Raw genomic sequence first — 18,208 nt, 5'->3', positions numbered from 1 at the left:
AACAGCCCTCTTCGGCGTGTCGCACTGGAATGGTGCGGGATGCAACCGCAAACCAAGATGTTCCTCGGTCGCATCCCAATCACCTACGGGGCGGAACTGCACAATCAGCCCATATGCTTTTCCATCCCGTCCCAGCGCCGTTACTCAGCCAAGCGCGACCGCCTGATAGGTGAAATCGTGAATCACTCGACCGGCGGCAAGCCCCTTCTTTTCGAAGTTCGTTAGCACGCGCCCCTCAAACCGCCCGCTCTCGACGAAATCCGCATGAGGCATATCGGCGGCCATATCGGCGTTGCCTTTGCCTACATGTTCAATCGGCAGGCTCACGGTCAAACGCCCAAGGTTGCGCCATCCCGCGAGATCATCCATCACCTCATGCACATGAAGCGCATAATCCTCGATGTCGGTAGCAATGCGCCAGACACCGTTCTGCGCCAAAGCGCGATGAATATCGGCGGCGAGCGCCTCCTGCACGATACGACGCTTGTGATGCTTCTTCTTCGGCCACGGATCCGGGAAGAAGGTCCACACTTCGCTGACCACGGCATCAGCCGTCACTTTGAAAAGCTCAGGCGCATTGACCTGGGCCACACGAAGATTGTCCAAGTCCTGCTTGCCGGCGAGCAGCAGCGTATGCGCCACGCCCGGATCGTACACTTCGAGCGCCAGGAAGTTGTACTCAGGATGCGCGGCCGCAGCAGCAGCCACATTCTCCCCCTGACCGGTGCCTATTTCCACGATCAGCGGATTCTCATTGCCCCATACACGTGAGATGAAGTCTCGATCGAGGGTCACACCTTCGCGCACATCCAGAAGGTTGCCTTCCGTGATGTCCAGCAGATAACGGTCCGCATAGTTATCCCACGCACGCTGCAGACGATCGTCCAATCGGCCCGAGCGCCGCACAAAAGACAGCACCTTATGCATCGGATGCGGTGTCTGCTCCCCGCCTGCCGGAGCGTCGGCCGCGGCAACGTCGGAATCAAGTTCGCTATTGGTCATATCAGCCCTTCGTGTTTCGACGACAATCATTCGACGATAGTAATTCAACGATAAAGAAAAACCCGAAACCGTTGATATTTCAACGATTTCGGGTCATGCTCGCGGATAAGGCGAGATTCGAACTCGCGGAGGCTTTCACCTCACACGCTTTCGAGGCGTGCTCCTTAGACCGCTCGGACACTTATCCATATTGCAAAAAGCAACTTGTTTATTATGCCATAATCTTTCAATCTGGCAAATCGACGCAAACCGGTGTTTCGCAAAGCCCGTCAACACGGCCAGAGCAATGCGGGTGCCGAGGCATCACGCGATCTGCTCATGGACGGAAGCGTTGACCCACTGGGTCTGTTCCACGTTGTACCCGGAGAAGATACCGATATCGAGCATGCAATCGCGGTAGTCACGACCATGGGCGATGGTGATGTAGTTGTCGTCGACCAGTCGGTTATGCGTGGGATCAAGTCCGATCCAGCGTCCGTCCTGATAGACCTCCACCCAAGCGTGAGTCGCTCCCTCGCCTCCCAGCAATCCTGCGATATACCGGGCCGTAAGTCCCACATGGCGGCAGACGGACAGCATCACATGCGCATAGTCCTGGCACACTCCCTGACGTTGGGCGAGCGCCTGTTCGGCGGTAGTACGGATCGTCGTCGAACCTGGCGTATAGACGAACGCCTTGTATACCTCGTCCATCACCTCGCTGGCTCGTTGAATCGGCGTGGCCTCGTCCGGCAAACCGGCAAGTCGCCTGCCGCACAAGTCGATCATCGCCTCGATACACGGTCCGGGAATGGTCAGCGCCGAATCAAAGCGATACAGCGGCTTGTAGATCTCCTTCTTGATGTGTGCGTTGTCCACGAACGCGATGCCGGTCACCGAATAGTTGAAGACTTCGTGCGGCTCGGGAATGAAGCCGGTCATGACCACGGAATCAAACGAGTCGATGGTGGTTTCCAGCTCAACATCCGGCGTAAGTTTCACCTCCACGTCGATCACCTGCTGGCGTGGACCTGTGGCGGGAATGCAGCGCAACTGGAACCGGTGATCGGTAACTGGCGAGCTGAAGGTGAGCTTCATCTCATAGTCGAACACGAGTTTCTTCACAACGTCTCCTGATCTTCCGCAGAACCGGCTACCAATACTTTCTGGTACATATCATGTGGCATATGCCACCCAGCGACTTCAGACATTCGCGTACGACCGGCGACGAATCCAACATATCGACGTACAACAGGCATACCCGAACGCCATTCGTGTGCTACTACCATACCATTGCCGTCCGTCAGCGGCACTGTGGAGCAAAGAGAACAGAAAACTGTTTCGGACAACCACAGACGGCACAACCGCATACAGCAGTCGCTCGAAACAGTCACAGGGCAATCGAACAGCAAACGGCGTCAGGGGCGTTTGGCATCCATGTTCATCGAGCTCAACGATCCCATGTCCTTGATGGCCAATGCGCTGATACGACCGGAGTAGTCGTCGAGGTACTTTTTCAGCAGGTCGGCGACATTCTGGTATCCGCGTGAGGGCAGCTGGCCCACAAGCCAGCTCAACCCGTCGGCAAAGCAACTGGGCAACGGCATACCGTCAAGCACCATCGAATAGGAGGCCAGCTTCTTGAGCGGCGCCTCCATATCGGCCATCGTCAAGCCGAATCGCGTATACAGATCGATGCGCTCCAGATACTTGCCAATGAAGATGAAGGCCTTCAGCGTCGGATCGACCGACGAGTTCTCGATGCCTCCCCAGAAGGCGAGCATGTCATCAGCCAGATCGCGATGGTTGTAGAGATCCTCGGCGTTATCGGCCTTTCGCGCGGCATCGGTGATGTTCGTCATGGCGAGTTCCACATACTGCAGCAGACGCGAGCTTAATTCGGGGCGCAGAATCACGGCGTTGTTGAACGCCGCGGTCACGGCCGATCGCACCGAGTCGGGATTGGTGCCGTCATAGAGGAAGTTGCGGACGAACTCGTCGAAGTCTTCGAAATCTTCAGGCAGGTCGAGCGCATGCGCAAACGGACGGAAAGCATCCACATCCGTGTCCATCACACGGTCATAGAACGGGAAGAATTGGTTCAACGTCGTGAACGCACGTTCGGTGTAACGGCCAAGCCAGTACAGGTTATCGGCCTTGGACGCGGTGACCAGCGACAACGAGTGATGGCGGGACTGGCTGAGCAGGTTGGCCACCTGTACTTCGGCACCGAACTCATGTTCCACTCCGGTTTCGGGAGCCAGCACCCACGTATCCTTGAAGCCGCCGCCTTGCGAGGAGTTGACGATCATCTGCCCGGGCACCGACGAGTAGCGGGTCAGACCCGAATACCAGACGTGCGTGTTCTTGCCGGTGACCACGAAAGCACGTAAATCGCACTTGCGCGGCGACATCCGTCCGGTGGCCGGGTCGAATACGTCGATATCGCGGAACTGGATCACCTCTTGGGCGATGAAACGGCGAGGCTCGGCCTTGATACGGTCCGCCAGTTCCTCGCGGGCCTTGGCATCCAACGACGATCCGAACACCACGCCATAGCCGCCGGCTTCTGCCACGTCCTTGATCACCAGTTCGCCGAGCCGGTCGAGCACTTCCTTGCGATCGACCTCGAACATCGGCATATAGGTCGGCGCATTGTGCAGAATCGGTTCTTCGCCGAGATAATACTTGATCATCTGTGGCACGAAGTAATAGATGGCTTTGTCATCGGCCGCACCGTTGCCAGGCGCATTCACGATGGCCACGTTGCCGGAACGATATGCGGAAAGAATTCCCGGCACGCCGATCACCGAATCCGGGTTGAAGGCGAACGGATCCAAGTATTCGTCCGAAAGGCGACGGTACACCACGCCAACGCGATGGCGCTTGCCCGCATAGTCGAGGAAATAGACCTTGTTATCCACCACTTCGAGATCCTCCGGGAAGGCAAGCGCAGCCCCGGTTTTCTCGGCCAGATACGCGTGCTCGAAGAATGCGGAATTGTACCGGCCCGGGGTCAAGACCACGGCGATACCCTCGGTGGACACGAAATCCATGGCTTTGCGCAACAGGCGAGGATATTCTCGATTGTCTCGAATATGCACGTCGCGGAACAGTCGCGGCGAGATTCGACGCTCGATGTCACGTACGAACAGCGGATAGCTGGCGCCCGACGGAATACGCAGGTTGTCTTCCAGCACCCACCAGCGACCGTCCTCGCCTTGCACCAGATCCTCGCCGGCGATATGCGCGAAAATGCCTCCAGGAGGAGTGACACCATTGACTTGCGGGAAGTAACCGGCGGAGGTGTACACGTATTCCTCGGGAATCACGCCGTCATGGATGATGCTCTTGTCTGAATAGATGTCTTTCAGATAGGCGTTAAGGGCGTTGACGCGTTGCTTGAGGCCCTTTTCCAATTCGTCGAACTCATCCGATTCGATGATGCGCGGCACCGGATCGTAGGGGAACAGTCGATCGTGATACTCACCGTTCTTGTAGATGCCGAAACGCACGCCATTACGTGACAGCTCACGGTTGATGGCCTCGCGACGGTTCACCAGTTCATGCGCCAGCTTGTGTGCCGCTGATTCGATCATGCTGTCTGCTCCTTGCCTTTGCCGTGACTCGACCGGCCGTTTCGGGCCGTTCCATACGTCTGCTGCCACCCCCTTTCGGTAGATTCCGGCGACGCTTTGAGCGCGCTGACGCCAACCGCAAGGGGTCTTGTTGTCTGTAATCTATGCCGGGCCCGTTTCGGCAATCGCGCGGATATGTTACGGGCAGGTCACTTGGGTATGCGCGTGGGTGGGGTCCAGGTATGCACGTGGGTGGGGTCCAGGTATGCACGTGGGTGGGGTCCGGGTATGCACGTGGACGTGATGCCTTCCGATGCCGATAGGATGGTGGGCTATGACGATGACACGACTTCGCCTTGATTTGGCTTACGACGGTGGTGGGTTTTTCGGTTGGGCACGCCAGCCCAAGTTGCGCACGGTGCAGGGGACGATTGAGGATGCCCTGCACAAGGTGCTGCGGGTGCCCGTCGATGATCCGGACGAGCCGTTGCGGCTCACGGTGGCGGGCCGTACGGATACCGGTGTGCATGCGTCGCATCAGGTGGCGCATCTCGACGTATCGCCGGAGGTGCTCGCCCGATGCCAGGGCCACATGGACGTGCCAGTCTGCGAGGCTTTGGCCCGCCGGCTCAAGGCCGTGCTGCCCGCGGACATCGTGATGCATCGGGTGTCCGTGGCGCCGGATGGGTTCGACGCCCGGTTCTCCGCGCTGGAACGCACGTACGTGTACCGTGTGGCCGACCGGTCGAGCGAGGTGGACCCACGGCTGCGCGGCTGTGTGCTGCGGGTTGATGAGGCCCTGGATGTGGATGTGATGAACAAGGCCGCATCTATGACCATTGGATTGCATGATTTCGGTTCGTTCGCGACGCCGAATCCCGGTGGCACCACGATTCGCGAGGTCAAAACCGCGTATTGGCGCCGGGTACCGGCCGCTCCCCTGGTTCCGGAAGGACTGGCCATGGGCGAGGCCTATCGGACGCCGTCATTGGAGTCCGGACTGCTGGTGTTCACGATCGTGGCGGACGCCTTCGCCCGCAACATGGTGCGTTCCCTGGTCGGCTCGTGCGTGAAGGTGGGATCGGGACGCAAGTCCTTGGATTGGTTCGCCGGGAAAATGGCCGAACCCGTGCGTGAGGGTTCAAGCGGGCCGATTGCGCCGCAGGGGCTGACGCTGGAGCACATCGCATATCCCCCGGACGACCAGCTGGCCTCCCGAGCCGAGGCGATTCGCGCTGTACGCACACTTCCCTAAATCCCATGGCATCCGCATGGCGTTCAAACACCCCCGTATCACAGTTCGCCCGGTTAACCGTACCGTGCGAAATATGCCGCACGCCGTGAGGGAGTGAATATCGCCGGATATGAAATTTGAGATTTGCAAGATATGAAAAGAGGGTTGGAATCGCTTGGATTCCAACCCTCCAAAATGAGCGCTGTAGAGCGGTTAACTCAGTGAGCTCACTCAGCGTTCTCGGCAGGAGCCTCGGCAGCGGCAGTCTCTTCGGCCGGAGCTTCGGTGGCCTCGGCAACCGGAGCTTCAGTCTCGGCGACCTTGGTGGCAGCTTCAGCTTCCTTCACGACAGCCTTCTTGGCAACCGGCTCAGTGACGAGCTCGATGATGGCAGCCGGAGCGGCATCGCCGACGCGCGGAGCGATCTTGACGATACGGGTGTAGCCACCCTCACGCTGCTCCATCTGCTCGGCAATCTGGGTGAACAGCACGTGCACCACGGACTTGTTGCGAATGACGCGCATCACGCGACGGCGGGAGTGCAGGTCACCACGCTTGGCGAGGGTGATCAGGCGCTCAGCCAGCGGACGAAGACGCTTGGCCTTCGGCAGCGTAGTGGTGATACGGCCGTTCTGGAACAGGCTGGTCGCCATGTTTGCCAGCATGAGGCGCTCGTGCGCGGGGCTGGAAGCCAGACGCGGGCCCTTCTTAGGTGTAGGCATTGGGTTTACTCCTTATATGTTCGCAACGCCAGGCAAGCAGGTGGGCAGATGCCCGAACATCCGCTTGCCTAGTAGCGAACGATTATTCAAAGAGGCAGGTCACTCGTCTTCCGGCGAGAAGAACGTGCCACCTTCGAGGTTGTTGGTATCGAAAGCCATCGGCGAGGACTTGAGGCTCAGACCCAGGGTCTGCAGCTTCTCCTTGACCTCATCGATCGACTTCATACCGAAATTGCGGATGTCGAGCAGGTCCTGCTCGGTGTGGGAGACAAGCTCGCCGATGGTGTGGATGCCCTCACGCTTAAGGCAGTTGTACGAACGCTGCGTCAGGTTGAGGTCCTCGATCGGGACTGCCATCTCGGGGTTGGTCTCCTCGGCTACCGGAGCCGGGCCAACCTCTACGCCCTCCGCCTGAACGTTGAGTTCACGGCACAGGCCGAAGAGCTCAACCAGGGTCGAGCCGGCGGAAGCCACCGCATCACGCGGAGAGATGGCGGGCTTGGTCTCCACGTCCAGAATGAGCTTGTCGAAGTCCGTGCGCTGTTCCACACGGGTGGCCTCGACCTTGTAGCTCACCTTGAGTACCGGGGAGTAGATGGAATCGACCGGGATACGACCGATCTCATCATTGTCCTGCTTGTTCATCTGGGCCGGCACATAGCCACGGCCGCGCTCGACGGTGAACTCGATTTCGAGTTCGCCATCTTCCGCGAGGGTGGCGATATGCTGATCCGGGTTGGCAATGGTGACGCCGGCCGGCGGGGTGATGTCCCCGGCGACAGCCTCGCCCTTGCCGCTCTTGCGCAGATACATGACCACAGGCTCGTCATATTCGCTGGTGAGCACGATGCCCTTGATGTTCAGCAGGATCTCGGTAACGTCTTCCTGAACGCCGGGCAGAGTGGTGAACTCATGCAGGGCGCCGGAAATACGCACGGAAGTCACGGCTGCACCCGGGATGGAGCTCAGCAGCGTGCGACGCAGCGAGTTGCCGAGCGTGTAGCCGAAGCCAGGCTCAAGCGGCTCGATGGTGAAGCGGGAGCGCTGCGGATTCAGAGATTCCTCGGTAAGAGTCGGACGCTGTGCAATAAGCACTGTGGTTATCCTTTCAGCTTGAACTCGGTGGTGCACTCACCGGTCAGGCGGTTTTGGATGGATTTGGTATTGCTGAGTGCTCAGACGCGACGACGCTTCGGAGGACGAACGCCGTTGTGGGCTTGCGGGGTGACGTCGGTGATGGAACCAACCTCAAGACCCGCGGACTGCAGGGAACGGATGGCGGTTTCACGACCGGAACCCGGGCCCTTGACGAACACGTCGACCTTCTTGACACCGTGCTCCATCGCCTTGCGGGCGGCGGACTCGGCAGCCATACCAGCGGCGTACGGCGTGGACTTACGGGAGCCCTTGAAGCCGACATCGCCACCGGAGGCCCAGGACACCACGGCGCCGGACGGATCGGTGATCGAAATGATCGTGTTGTTGAAAGTGGACTTGATGTGAGCCTGGCCGACCGGGATCGACTTACGATCGCGACGACGGGGCTTACGAGCGGCTTGCTTAGGCGCTGCCATTGACCCTCGTTTCCTAGTAACGAACTTATTTGTTGGTGTCCGAGCGATGGTCTGTATACATTGCCGTGGCTCGGATCGTGCCACCTATTACTTGGTGGCCTTCTTCTTTCCGGCGACCGTACGCTTCGGGCCCTTGCGGGTGCGGGCGTTGGTCTTGGTGCGCTGGCCGCGCACAGGAAGTCCCTTACGGTGACGCTGGCCTTGGTAGCAGTTGATCTGAATCTTGCGACGAATATCCGCATCGATTTCACGACGCAGATCACCCTCGATCTTGTAGTTGGCTTCGAGGTAGTCACGCAGCGTAATCAGCTGCTCGTCGGTGAGATCCTTGACGCGGATGTCCGGGTTGATACCGGTCGCGGCAAGCGTTTCCTTGGCACGAGTGCGACCCACACCGAAAATGTAGGTGAGGGCGATCTCGATGCGCTTCTCATTGGGGATGTCGACTCCGGCAAGACGTGCCATTGCGATTCCTTCTTGTTTCCGTAGGTCTTGCACCCACTCGCCCGGTTTCCCGGCACGGGCCTACGTACCCGTGGTTCAGTGTCGTTCCCTTGCGGGGAAGCACTGTGAGGGAGTGCCTTGTTTTACTGGTGCCGCTGGAGAATCTGCTCTCAGCCCTGACGCTGCTTGTGGCGCGGGTTGATGCAGATCACCATGACGCGGCCGTGACGGCGGATCACGCGGCAGTTTTCGCAGATCCTCTTCACGCTAGGGCTGACCTTCATGGTTATCCTTTACTTTGTACCTTACTTATAACGGTACGTAATGCGTCCGCGGTTGAGATCATAAGGGCTCATCTCTAGCACCACACGATCCTGAGGCAGAATGCGAATGTAGTTCTTACGCATCTTGCCGGAAATCGTTGCGAGCACGATATGCTTGTTTTCGAGTTCAACGCGGAACATCGCGTTCGGCAATGCTTCCACTACCTGACCTTCGACTTCAATCACACCGTCTTTTGCCATGCGCCTCTGGTTCCTATCCCTTGGACGAATTACTTAAGATATGTCCGAAGACACACCAACCTATAACTATATACGCAGGATGCCCGTATGCAGCACTCGGCGTGTCGCATACGGGCATCTCGTGATAAATGTGATATTCGCTTTCCGACGGCTCAGCTCAGCGCGGCGATAATCGTCTTGCTGATCTCGGCGATTTCGCCTACACCATTGACAGCGACCAGCAGACCGCGGGACTTGTAGGTGTCCAGCAGCGGAGCGGTCTCCTTCTCATAGGTTTCCAGACGCTTGGCGATGGCCTCAGGAGTGTCGTCGGCACGGCCCTGTTCGGCGGCGCGCTTCTTCATACGCTCCAGCAGCACCTCACGATCGGCGTCCAGAGCCACGACGTGATCCAGCGGGGTGCCGAGCTCGGCCAGCATCTCGTCGAGAGCCTCGACCTGTGCGGCGTTGCGCGGATAGCCGTCGAGAATCCAGCCGTTCGCGCAATCCTCCTTGGCCAGACGATCCTTGACGATCTTGTTGGTCAAGGAATCCGGAACCAGCTCGCCCTTATCGGTGTAGCTCATGGCTTCAAGACCAAGCTCGGTCTTGTTCTTGATGTTGTAGCGGAAGATATCACCAGTGGAAATCGTGGGGATGTTGAAGTGTTCGGCGAGTAGGGCAGCCTGAGTGCCCTTGCCGACGCCCTGAGGGCCCATGATGAGCAGACGCATGGTGGTCTCCTTATGTATTGGTTATTGATACGGTTGTGGCTCCCCGGTGAAGGGGAGCCATTGAATATTGGCAGACGGACCACGAACAAGAAAGAACTGATGGTTCGTCATCCGACGTCCGTCAAGAGGGCGTCAGCCTTCCTTGTGATCCACGTTCTCCAGCAGGAAGCCGGTGTACTGGAACTGCTCGGTCTGAGCCTTCGCCTGACGCAACGTATCCAGTCCCACGCCGGCGATAATCAGAATCGTGGTGCCGCCGAACGGCAACTGAGCGTTGAGGCCCAGGCTCATGATCAGCACAGTAGGAATCAGAGCCACGAACAGCAGATACACGGCACCGACCGTGTTCAGGCGATTCATGACGTAAGTCAGGTAACGGCTCGTGGCGTTGCCGGCACGGATACCCGGAATGAAGCCACCGTACTGCTTCATGTTGTCGGCGGTCTCGTCCGGGTTAAACGTGATCGAGGTGTAGAAGAAGCAGAAGAACACGATCATCAGGGCGTACAGCGCGATGTACCACACGGAAGTGGTGTTCGCCAGATTGGAGTTTATCCACTTGACCCAAGACTGATCATCATTGCCGAACTGGGCGATCAACGTCGGGATGGCGAGAATCGAGGACGCAAAGATCGGAGGAATCACACCGGACATGTTGATCTTCAGCGGCAGGTAGGTGGAGGAACCGCCGTACATCTTGCGGCCGATCATACGACGGGTGTACTGCACCGGAACACGACGCTGGCACAGCTCGACGAAGTCCACGAAGATGAGAATGACCACCAGCACGCTGACCACGATGCCGAACTTGATCCAGTCGCCATCAGTGCCGTTGGTACCATAGCCGATCTCCCACAGCTGCGGCAGGAAGCCGGAGCAGATGGACATGAAGATCAAGATGGACATGCCCTGGCCGATGCCCTTATCGGTGACGAGCTCTGCCATCCACATGATCAAACCGGTGCCGCCGGTCATGATAAGCACCATGACCACCAGGTTCCATACGGAACCGTCGGGAATCACCTGATCGCACATGTTGTTGAACAGCGCGCCGGAACGGGCAGTGACCAGAATGGTGGTGGACTGCAGGACCGCCAGACCGATGGTCAGATAACGGGTGTACTGGGTGAGTTTCGCCTCACCGGACTGGCCTTCCTTATGCAAGGCCTCAAAGCGCGGAATAACCACACGCAACAGCTGCACCACGATGGATGCGGTGATGTATGGCATAACGCCCAGCGCAAAGATGGACAGCTGGAGCATAGCGCCACCGGAGAAGAGGTTCACCAGACCGATGAAGTTCTCCTGAGAGGTGTTGCCAAGCTTGGCCATGCAGTCGTTCACCACGTTGTAATCGACACCCGGAGTCGGAATAAACGACCCGATGCGATAGACGATGATGATGAACAGTACGAAAAGGATCTTCTTCCGCAGTTCCTTGGTCTTCAGGGCCTGGATTAATGTCCTCACCTGGGTTTCCTCCCTATAGCGTGCCCAACGCACGCGAGAATACACAAACTATCGAACGAGCATAGTCTAACGTGCCTACTTAAGACACCCTTATCTCAAGATGCTCTCCCGAATATATTGAATAACCCCTTCCACCATCTTGATGGAAGGGGTTATTCATTGAGCTGTACTAAGACGCTCAGAGAACGAATCAGTCCTCGGAGACGGAGCCGCCAGCAGCTTCGATCTTGGACTTGGCGGAAGCCGAAGCCTTAACACCCTTCAGGGTGAATGCCACAGTGGTCTCGCCTTCGCCCAGAACCTTGACCGGAGCGTTGTTGCGAACAGCGCCCTTGGCCACCAGATCGGCCACGGTCACTTCGCCACCCTCGGGGAAGATCTCCACGAGACGGGCGATGTTGATGACCTGGAACTCGACCTTGAACGGGTTCTTGAAGCCACGAAGCTTCGGCAGGCGCATGTACAGCGGCAGCTGGCCGCCTTCAAAGCCAGGACGCACGTGATTGCGCTTGGTCTGGCCCTTAGCGCCACGACCGGAGGTTTTGCCCTTGGAGCCTTCACCACGGCCAACGCGGATACGATCCTTGTTGGCACCCGGGGCGGGCTTCAGGTCGTGCATCTGCAGGATTTCGTTATCTGCCATAATCAGTCAACCTCCTCAACGGTGACCAGGTGACGCACGGCGTTCACCAGACCACGGTTGGCCGGGGTGTCCTCACGGACCACGGTCTTGCCGATCTTGTTGAGGCCGAGGGTCTTGATGGTGGCGCGCTGAGCCGGAGTACGGTTCACGATGCCGTGGTGCAGGGTAATCTTCAGGTTCTTAGCCATGATTCTCACTCACCATCCTTCTCATCAGCGGCGGCCTTGGCAGCAGCCTCTTCACGGGCCTTGCGAGCCTCGGCGATGCCGGCGGCACGGGCACGCAGCAGAGCGTCGGGAGCGACCTCGTTGAGGGCCAGACCACGACGGGCGGCGATCTCCTCGGGCTCCTCAAGCTGCTTGAGGGCATCCACGGTGGCGCGCACCACGTTGACCGCGGTGGCGGAGCCCATGGACTTGGACAGCACGTCGGTAATGCCTGCGCACTCCATGACGGCGCGCACAGAACCACCGGCGATTACACCGGTACCCGGGGCGGCCGGACGCAGCAGCACAGTGCCGGCGGCGTCGTGACCCTGAACCGGGTGGGTGATGGTGCCGCGGACGCGAGGCACAGTGAACATGTGCTTCTTGGCGTCAAGCTGGCCCTTGGCGATAGCGGCCGGGACCTCACGGGACTTGCCGTAGCCGACACCCACGGTGCCGTCGCCGTCGCCGACAACAACCAGAGCGGCGAAGCTGAAGGTACGGCCGCCCTTGTGGGTCTTGGACACACGGTTGATGGTCACCACGCGATCGAGCATCTCGTCGCCGCGGTTCTCCTCGCGACGGTTGCGACGCTCGCCACGGCGGCCTTCACCGCGCTGGCCACGACGACCCTTGCGGTCCTCGTTGTTGGATTCGGTCGCCACAGTGTTCTGAGTCTCTTCAGCCACTTGGGTTTCCTTCGTTTCGTTGTCGCTCACAGTGCAAGACCTCCCTCGCGGGCGCCTTCAGCAACGGCTGCGACGCGACCGGTGTACTTGTTGCCACCGCGGTCGAAAACGACCTCGGTGATGCCAGCGGCCTTGGCCTTCTCGGCGATCAGCTGGCCAACCTTCTTGGCGGCTTCGGACTTGGTGCCCTGGAAGCCGGCGAAATCAGCCTGCAGGGTGGAGGCGGAGACCAGGGTGATGCCCTTGGTATCGTCTACCACCTGAGCAACCATGTGACGGTTGGAACGGGTGACCACCAGGCGCGGACGCTCGGGGGTGCCGGAGATGCGCTTGCGGATACGTGCGTGACGACGCTTGAGAGCAGTCTTCTTGCCTTTTCCGAGAATAGCGACGCTCATATCACTTACCAGCCTTTCCAGCCTTGCGCAGGATGCGCTCATCGGCGTACTTGACGCCCTTGCCCTTGTAGGGTTCCGGAGCGCGCAGCTTGCGGATGTTGGCGGCAACCTGGCCCACGGCCTGCTTGTCGATACCCTTGACGATCACCTGGTTGGCGTTCGGCACCTCGAAGGTGATGCCTTCGGGCGGGTTGACAGTGATGGTGTGGGAGTAGCCGAGGAAGAACTCGATGCCCTTGCCCTTGGCGACGGCGCGGTAACCGGTGCCGACGATCTCAAGGGTCTTGGAGTAGCCATCGTGCACGCCCTTGACCATGCCGGCCATGATGGAACGGGCCAGACCGTGCTTGGCACGGGTCGGGCGCAGATCATCAGCCGGGGTGAGGACGATCTCGTTGTTCTCCACAACAGCGGTGATGCCTTCCGGAATCACGTAGGAATCAGAACCCTTAGCGCCCTTGGCGGTGAAGTTCTGGCCCTCGATAGTGACTTCGACGCCAGCAGGAATGGCGATAGGGAGCTTACCAATATGCGATGCCATGTTTCAGCTCTCCTTTCTCACCACACGAAGGCGACAATCTCGCCGCCAATGCCTCGGTCGAGGCATTCCTTCTGAGTCAACAGTCCCGAGGAGGTCGAGATGATGGCGATACCCAGGCCACCGAGCGGCATCGGCAGGGAGTCGGACTTGGCGTAGCGACGCAGGCCCGGCTTGGAGATGCGCTTGATGCCCTGAATGGAACGCTCACCGTTCGGACCGTACTTGAGGGTGACCTCAAGAGTCTGGCCGACCTTGGCTTCCTTAGCGGTGAAGTCCTTGATAAAGCCTTCGCGCTTCAGGATCTCGGCGATGTTCGCCTTGAACTTGGAGTACGGCATATCCACGGTTTCGTGCTTGGCCGCGCTCGCGTTACGCAGACGAGTCAGCATGTCTGCGATCGGATCTGTCATTGTCATTTGGGCTAATTGCCCTTTCTCGCTATGGTTTCCGCCGCCCTCGCGTCTGCATTATGCAAGACGTTCGGGCCGCGGACCTTCAGCGTCGATGTTTACCAACTGGACTTCGTAACTCCGGGCAGCTCGCCGCGATGGGCCTTCTCACGAAGGCAGATGCGGCACAGGCCGAACTTGCGGTAGACGGAGTGGGGACGACCGCAGACCTGGCAGCGCGTGTAAGCGCGGACCTTGAACTTCGGCTTGCCGGCCGCCTTGTTCTTCAGAGCGGTTTTTGCCATATCAGTTCTCCTTGAAGGGGAAGCCGAGGTGCTTCAAGAGCGCGTAAGCTTCCGTGTCGTCCTTGGTGGAGGTCACCACAGTGATGTCCATACCGCGCACGTGATCGATCGAATCCGGATCGATCTCGTGGAACATGGACTGCTCGGTGAGACCAAAGTTGTAGTTGCCCTGACCATCGAACTGGTGGCCGTTGATGCCGCGGAAGTCGCGGATACGAGGCAGAGCCAGGGTCAGCAGACGGTCCAGGAACTCCCACATACGATCGCCGCGCAGGGTGACGTATGCGCCAATGGCCTGGCCTTCGCGCAGGTGGAACTGAGCGACGGACTTCTTGGCCTTGGTGATCTTCGGCTTCTGACCGGTGATCAGGGTGAGGTCCTTGACAGCGCCTTCGATGAGCTTGGAGTCGCGAGCGGCGGCACCGACACCCATGGAGACGACAACCTTCTGCACACGAGCGACCTGCATCGGGTTGGAGTACTTGAACTCCTTCTCCAGCTCAGGAATGATCTGCTCGTTGTACTTGACCTTCAAGCGCGGGGTGGCCGGCGCTTCGACGATAGTATCGGTCATGCCAGCTCCTTTCCGGACTTCTTGGCAACGCGCACACGCACGGTCTTGACCTTGCCGTCACGCGCTTCTTCCTTGACGATGATGCCAACACGGGTCGGCTGCTTGGTCTCCGGGTCGATCAGCATCACGTTGGAGCGATGGATCGGAGCCTCAGTGGAGACGATGCCGGCCTGCTGGCCCTGCTGCGTGGCGCGCACGTGCTTCTTGACGATCTGCACACCCTCGACGATCAGTCGATCGTTCGGCAGCACCTGCTTAACGGTGCCTTCCTTGCCGCGGTCCTTACCGCGGATGACCTTGACCAGGTCGCCGCTCTTGATCTTGGCTGCCATGTCAGATCACCTCCGGGGCGAGGGACACGATCTTCATGAACTTGTGCTCACGCAGTTCACGACCAACCGGTCCGAAGATACGAGTGCCCTTCGGTTCGCGGCCGGAGCCGAGAATAACGGCGGCGTTCTCGTCGAACTTGATGTAGGAACCGTCTGCACGACGGGATTCCTTGACAGTACGGACGACGACGGCCTTCACCACGTCACCCTTCTTGACCGACCCGCCAGGAATGGCGTCCTTGACGGAGGCGACGATCACGTCGCCGATGCCGGCATAGCGTCGCTTCGATCCGCCGAGCACTCGGATGGCGAGGAGTTCCTTCGCACCCGTGTTGTCGGCGACATGAAGCCGCGTTTCCTGCTGAATCATTGATTCTCCTTAGCCGAGCTGGTTCTCCCCGCACACCGGGCGCGGTCGGATAAACGCACAGAACATCTATCTAACCGCGCCCGGTGGACGGCGAGCCTTGCCGAACTTGTTTTTACTTGGCGCGCTCGATAATGGATTCGAGACGCCAGCGCTTGGTCTTGCTCAGAGGCCGAGTCTCCATAATACTCACGAGGTCGCCAATGTGGGCGTCGTTGTGTTCATCATGGGCCTTGACCTTGCTGGTGGAACGAACGACCTTGCCGTACAGCGGGTGGGTCGAACGCTGCTCGAGCTCGACGGTAATCGTCTTGTCCATCTTGTCGGACACGACGTAGCCGCGGCGAACCTTACGGAAGTTACGCTCTTCAGCCATAATCACTGCTCCTTGGATTCGGTAGCGGCCGGCTCCTGGCTGATGCCAAGCTCACGCTCGCGCAGCACAGTGTACATACGAGCGATATCGTGCTTGACGGCCTTGAGACGGGCGGTGTTCTCGAGCTGACCTGTGGCGTGCTGGAAGCGCAGGTTGAACAGCTCTTCCTTGGACTTCTTCAGGAAGCCCTCGATCTCCGCGTTGGTCTTCTCGTTGAGGTTCTTGATGGAGTACTCAGCGGTACCGATTGCCATCAGATATCACCACCTTCACGTGCGATAATACGGCACTTCATCGGGAGCTTGTCGACAGCGCGGCGCAGAGCCTCGCGGGCGACATCCTCGGAAACGCCACCGATCTCGAACATCACGCGGCCGGGACGCACGTTGGCGATCCAGAACTCCGGGGCACCCTTACCGGAACCCATTCGGGCGCCGAGCGGGTGCTTGGTCAGCGGGCGATCCGGGAAGATCGTGATCCACACACGGCCACCACGCTTGATGTAACGGGTCATGGCGATACGAGCAGCCTCGATCTGGCGGTTGGTCACATAGGCCGGAGCCAGAGCCTGGATACCGAAATCACCGAAGTTGATCTCGTTGCCGCCCTTGGACATGCCAGAACGCACGGGACGGTGCTGCTTGCGGTACTTAGTCCTCTTGGGGATAAGCATTCTTGCTCACTCCTTCGTTTCTGCAGCCGGAGCGGCCTCAGCAGCGGCCTCGGCCTTGGGGGCTTCGGCGGCCTGCGGGGCGGCAGAACGGTTGCCACGGCGCGGACGACGATCGCCACGACGACCCGGACGGTTGTTGTTCTGCTGAGCCTGCTGCTCTTCGAACTCGGATTCGGTCATGTCGCCCTTGTAGATCCACACCTTGACGCCGATGCGGCCATAGGTGGTCTTGGCCTCGAAGAAGCCGTAATCGATGAGGGCGCGGAGGGTCTGCAGCGGAACGCGGCCCTCACGGTAGAACTCGGAACGGCTCATTTCCGCACCGCCGAGGCGGCCGGAGAGCTTGATGCGGATACCCTTGGCACCGGCGCGCATGGCGTCCTGCTGGGCCTTGCGCATAGCGCGACGGAAGGTGACGCGGTTGGTCAGCTGCTCAGCGATGCCCTGAGCGACGAGCTGGGCGTCCAGCGCGGCGTTCTTGACCTCGAAGATGTTGAGCTGGACCTGCTTGCCGGTCAGCTTCTCGAGCTTGGCGCGGACCTTCTCGGCCTCGGCACCACGACGACCGATCACGATGCCCGGACGGGCGGTGTGAATGTCGACGCGGACGCGGTCGCGGGTACGCTCGATGACGATGCGGGACACACCGGCGCGCTCGAGATCCTTGTTCATCTCCTTGCGGATCAGATCGTCCTCAAGCACGAAGTCACGGTAGCGTTCGCCGGCCTTGTTGGAGTCAGAGAACCACTTGGAACGGTGGTTCTCGGTGATGCCCAGACGGTAGCCAAACGGATTGATCTTCTGACCCATCTTTAGCGGGCTCCTTCCTTGTTAGCCACGACGACCGTGATGTGGGAGGTGCGCTTGTTGATACGAGCGGCACGACCCTGGGCACGAGCGCGGAAGCGCTTGAGGGTCACGCCTTCGTCAACGAAGGTCTCCTTGATGTACAGGTCGTTCTCGCGGAACGGCTCGCCGGCCTTGTCGGCCTTCACACGAGCGTTAGCGATGGCGCTCTCCAGGGTCTTGCGAACCGGCAGGGCCGCAGCCTGAGGGGCGAACTTCAAAATGGTAACGGCGTCGGTCGCCTTCTTGCCGCGGATGAGGTCGACCATGCGGCGAGCCTTGCGCGGCGTCACGCGGACGTGACGAGCGATTGCTTTAGCTTCCATGTTCTATTCCTTATCCTTAGCGGCGGGCCTTCTTGTCGTCCTTCACGTGACCCTTGAAGGTCTTCGTGGGGGCGAACTCACCCAGCTTGTGACCAACCATGGCCTCGGTGACGAACACCGGGACATGCTTGCGACCATCGTGAACGGCGAAGGTGTGTCCGATGAAGTCAGGAGTGATCATCGAACGACGGGACCACGTCTTGATGACGTTCTTGGTGCCCTTCTCGTTCTGCTCGTCGACTTTCTTCTGCAAGTGGGCGTCGACGAAGGGGCCCTTCTTGATGCTACGAGTCATCTTCTCGA

The 18,208-nt window shown here is 59.4% G+C and carries 28 protein-coding genes and 1 tRNA gene; 1 reads left to right on the top strand and 28 read right to left on the bottom strand.

The genetic code is table 11. The features are described 5' to 3' along the window. Positions 1-144 precede the first annotated feature (144 nt). The 4 genes from trmB to G1C97_RS00450 form a co-directional block, all read right to left on the bottom strand. Positions 145-1,002, bottom strand: coding sequence for a tRNA (guanosine(46)-N7)-methyltransferase TrmB (gene trmB, locus G1C97_RS00465; protein WP_205832453.1), 858 nt, complete (start codon positions 1,000-1,002; stop codon positions 145-147). Positions 1,003-1,104: 102 nt separating this feature from the next. Then, positions 1,105-1,189: transfer RNA gene (locus G1C97_RS00460), tRNA-Ser, on the bottom strand. 116 nt (positions 1,190-1,305) lie between these two features. Then, positions 1,306-2,106, bottom strand: coding sequence for a transglutaminase family protein (locus G1C97_RS00455; protein WP_169240035.1), 801 nt, complete (start codon positions 2,104-2,106; stop codon positions 1,306-1,308). Positions 2,107-2,399: 293 nt separating this feature from the next. Beyond that, entirely contained in the window at positions 2,400-4,580 is a 2,181-nt protein-coding gene (locus G1C97_RS00450; RefSeq protein WP_169240034.1) for a circularly permuted type 2 ATP-grasp protein, read from the bottom strand. Positions 4,581-4,899: 319 nt separating this feature from the next. On the opposite strand from G1C97_RS00450, the gene G1C97_RS00445 reads away from it, so the two are divergent. Beyond that, positions 4,900-5,814 carry a tRNA pseudouridine synthase A gene (locus G1C97_RS00445; protein ID WP_169240284.1) on the top strand — a complete coding sequence of 305 codons (915 nt, stop codon included), beginning with the start codon at positions 4,900-4,902 and terminating at the stop codon, positions 5,812-5,814. Between the two features lie 206 nt (positions 5,815-6,020). Here G1C97_RS00445 and rplQ read toward each other — a convergent pair whose 3' ends face one another. The 24 genes from rplQ to rpsS all read right to left on the bottom strand — a co-directional run bounded on the left by rplQ (position 6,021) and on the right by rpsS (position 18,200). Next, the gene (rplQ, locus tag G1C97_RS00440) at positions 6,021-6,515 is read right to left on the bottom strand and encodes a 50S ribosomal protein L17 (RefSeq protein WP_100496294.1); all 495 of its coding nucleotides are present in this window, start codon (positions 6,513-6,515) and stop codon (positions 6,021-6,023) included. Between the two features lie 99 nt (positions 6,516-6,614). Next, positions 6,615-7,610: a DNA-directed RNA polymerase subunit alpha gene (locus G1C97_RS00435; protein WP_100496295.1), complete on the bottom strand. Its 996-nt coding sequence runs from the start codon at positions 7,608-7,610 to the stop codon at positions 6,615-6,617. 80 nt (positions 7,611-7,690) lie between these two features. Beyond that, positions 7,691-8,089: a 30S ribosomal protein S11 gene (rpsK, locus tag G1C97_RS00430; protein WP_003814580.1), complete on the bottom strand. Its 399-nt coding sequence runs from the start codon at positions 8,087-8,089 to the stop codon at positions 7,691-7,693. Between the two features lie 87 nt (positions 8,090-8,176). Beyond that, positions 8,177-8,554, bottom strand: coding sequence for a 30S ribosomal protein S13 (rpsM, locus tag G1C97_RS00425; RefSeq protein WP_014484255.1), 378 nt, complete (start codon positions 8,552-8,554; stop codon positions 8,177-8,179). Between the two features lie 149 nt (positions 8,555-8,703). Next, positions 8,704-8,817 (bottom strand): 50S ribosomal protein L36, encoded by a 114-nt coding sequence (rpmJ, locus tag G1C97_RS00420; protein WP_003842636.1) that lies wholly within the window; start codon positions 8,815-8,817, stop codon positions 8,704-8,706. Between the two features lie 21 nt (positions 8,818-8,838). Continuing rightward, entirely contained in the window at positions 8,839-9,057 is a 219-nt protein-coding gene (gene infA, locus G1C97_RS00415; RefSeq protein ID WP_003808114.1) for a translation initiation factor IF-1, read from the bottom strand. Between the two features lie 152 nt (positions 9,058-9,209). Continuing rightward, a complete protein-coding gene (locus G1C97_RS00410; RefSeq protein ID WP_100496297.1) occupies positions 9,210-9,770 on the bottom strand; it encodes an adenylate kinase in 561 nt (186 codons plus the stop codon). A 132-nt stretch (positions 9,771-9,902) separates the two neighbouring features. Further along, complete coding sequence (secY, locus tag G1C97_RS00405; RefSeq protein WP_100496298.1) at positions 9,903-11,240, bottom strand: preprotein translocase subunit SecY; 1,338 nt, start codon at positions 11,238-11,240, stop codon at positions 9,903-9,905. A 190-nt stretch (positions 11,241-11,430) separates the two neighbouring features. Beyond that, entirely contained in the window at positions 11,431-11,883 is a 453-nt protein-coding gene (gene rplO, locus G1C97_RS00400) for a 50S ribosomal protein L15 (RefSeq protein WP_100496299.1), read from the bottom strand. Between the two features lie 2 nt (positions 11,884-11,885). Then, positions 11,886-12,071, bottom strand: coding sequence for a 50S ribosomal protein L30 (gene rpmD, locus G1C97_RS00395; protein ID WP_100496300.1), 186 nt, complete (start codon positions 12,069-12,071; stop codon positions 11,886-11,888). A 5-nt stretch (positions 12,072-12,076) separates the two neighbouring features. Continuing rightward, positions 12,077-12,808: a 30S ribosomal protein S5 gene (gene rpsE, locus G1C97_RS00390; RefSeq protein WP_169240033.1), complete on the bottom strand. Its 732-nt coding sequence runs from the start codon at positions 12,806-12,808 to the stop codon at positions 12,077-12,079. Further along, positions 12,805-13,176, bottom strand: a complete 372-nt coding sequence (gene rplR / locus G1C97_RS00385) for a 50S ribosomal protein L18 (RefSeq protein WP_100496302.1) — start codon at positions 13,174-13,176, stop codon at positions 12,805-12,807. The genes rpsE and rplR overlap by 4 nt, the downstream gene beginning before the upstream one ends. Before the next feature lies 1 nt (position 13,177). After that, the gene (gene rplF / locus G1C97_RS00380) at positions 13,178-13,717 is read right to left on the bottom strand and encodes a 50S ribosomal protein L6 (protein ID WP_100496303.1); all 540 of its coding nucleotides are present in this window, start codon (positions 13,715-13,717) and stop codon (positions 13,178-13,180) included. A gap of 17 nt (positions 13,718-13,734) precedes the next feature. Beyond that, the gene (gene rpsH / locus G1C97_RS00375) at positions 13,735-14,133 is read right to left on the bottom strand and encodes a 30S ribosomal protein S8 (RefSeq protein ID WP_100496304.1); all 399 of its coding nucleotides are present in this window, start codon (positions 14,131-14,133) and stop codon (positions 13,735-13,737) included. 92 nt (positions 14,134-14,225) lie between these two features. Then, complete coding sequence (locus G1C97_RS00370) at positions 14,226-14,411, bottom strand: type Z 30S ribosomal protein S14 (protein WP_003814530.1); 186 nt, start codon at positions 14,409-14,411, stop codon at positions 14,226-14,228. Position 14,412: 1 nt separating this feature from the next. Beyond that, positions 14,413-14,985: a 50S ribosomal protein L5 gene (gene rplE / locus G1C97_RS00365; RefSeq protein WP_100496305.1), complete on the bottom strand. Its 573-nt coding sequence runs from the start codon at positions 14,983-14,985 to the stop codon at positions 14,413-14,415. Then, a complete protein-coding gene (gene rplX, locus G1C97_RS00360; protein WP_100496306.1) occupies positions 14,982-15,317 on the bottom strand; it encodes a 50S ribosomal protein L24 in 336 nt (111 codons plus the stop codon). The genes rplE and rplX overlap by 4 nt, the downstream gene beginning before the upstream one ends. 1 nt (position 15,318) lies before the next feature. Next, positions 15,319-15,687: a 50S ribosomal protein L14 gene (rplN, locus tag G1C97_RS00355; RefSeq protein ID WP_003829893.1), complete on the bottom strand. Its 369-nt coding sequence runs from the start codon at positions 15,685-15,687 to the stop codon at positions 15,319-15,321. Between the two features lie 112 nt (positions 15,688-15,799). Further along, the gene (rpsQ, locus tag G1C97_RS00350) at positions 15,800-16,060 is read right to left on the bottom strand and encodes a 30S ribosomal protein S17 (protein WP_007055338.1); all 261 of its coding nucleotides are present in this window, start codon (positions 16,058-16,060) and stop codon (positions 15,800-15,802) included. A gap of 2 nt (positions 16,061-16,062) precedes the next feature. Next, on the bottom strand, positions 16,063-16,314 hold the full coding sequence (gene rpmC, locus G1C97_RS00345) for a 50S ribosomal protein L29 (RefSeq protein WP_100496307.1): 252 nt from the start codon (positions 16,312-16,314) through the stop codon (positions 16,063-16,065). Beyond that, positions 16,314-16,733: a 50S ribosomal protein L16 gene (gene rplP, locus G1C97_RS00340; RefSeq protein WP_100496308.1), complete on the bottom strand. Its 420-nt coding sequence runs from the start codon at positions 16,731-16,733 to the stop codon at positions 16,314-16,316. The genes rpmC and rplP overlap by 1 nt, the downstream gene beginning before the upstream one ends. Positions 16,734-16,739: 6 nt before the next feature. Then, positions 16,740-17,543, bottom strand: a complete 804-nt coding sequence (rpsC, locus tag G1C97_RS00335; protein WP_100496309.1) for a 30S ribosomal protein S3 — start codon at positions 17,541-17,543, stop codon at positions 16,740-16,742. Positions 17,544-17,545: 2 nt separating this feature from the next. After that, positions 17,546-17,905, bottom strand: coding sequence for a 50S ribosomal protein L22 (gene rplV, locus G1C97_RS00330; RefSeq protein ID WP_094666728.1), 360 nt, complete (start codon positions 17,903-17,905; stop codon positions 17,546-17,548). 16 nt (positions 17,906-17,921) lie between these two features. After that, positions 17,922-18,200 (bottom strand): 30S ribosomal protein S19, encoded by a 279-nt coding sequence (gene rpsS, locus G1C97_RS00325; protein ID WP_003814508.1) that lies wholly within the window; start codon positions 18,198-18,200, stop codon positions 17,922-17,924. Positions 18,201-18,208: the final 8 nt, after the last annotated feature.

Source organism: Bifidobacterium olomucense, assembly GCF_012932375.1.
Lineage (GTDB): Bacteria > Actinomycetota > Actinomycetes > Actinomycetales > Bifidobacteriaceae > Bifidobacterium > Bifidobacterium olomucense.
This window is presented reverse-complemented; position numbering and strand designations above follow the sequence as displayed.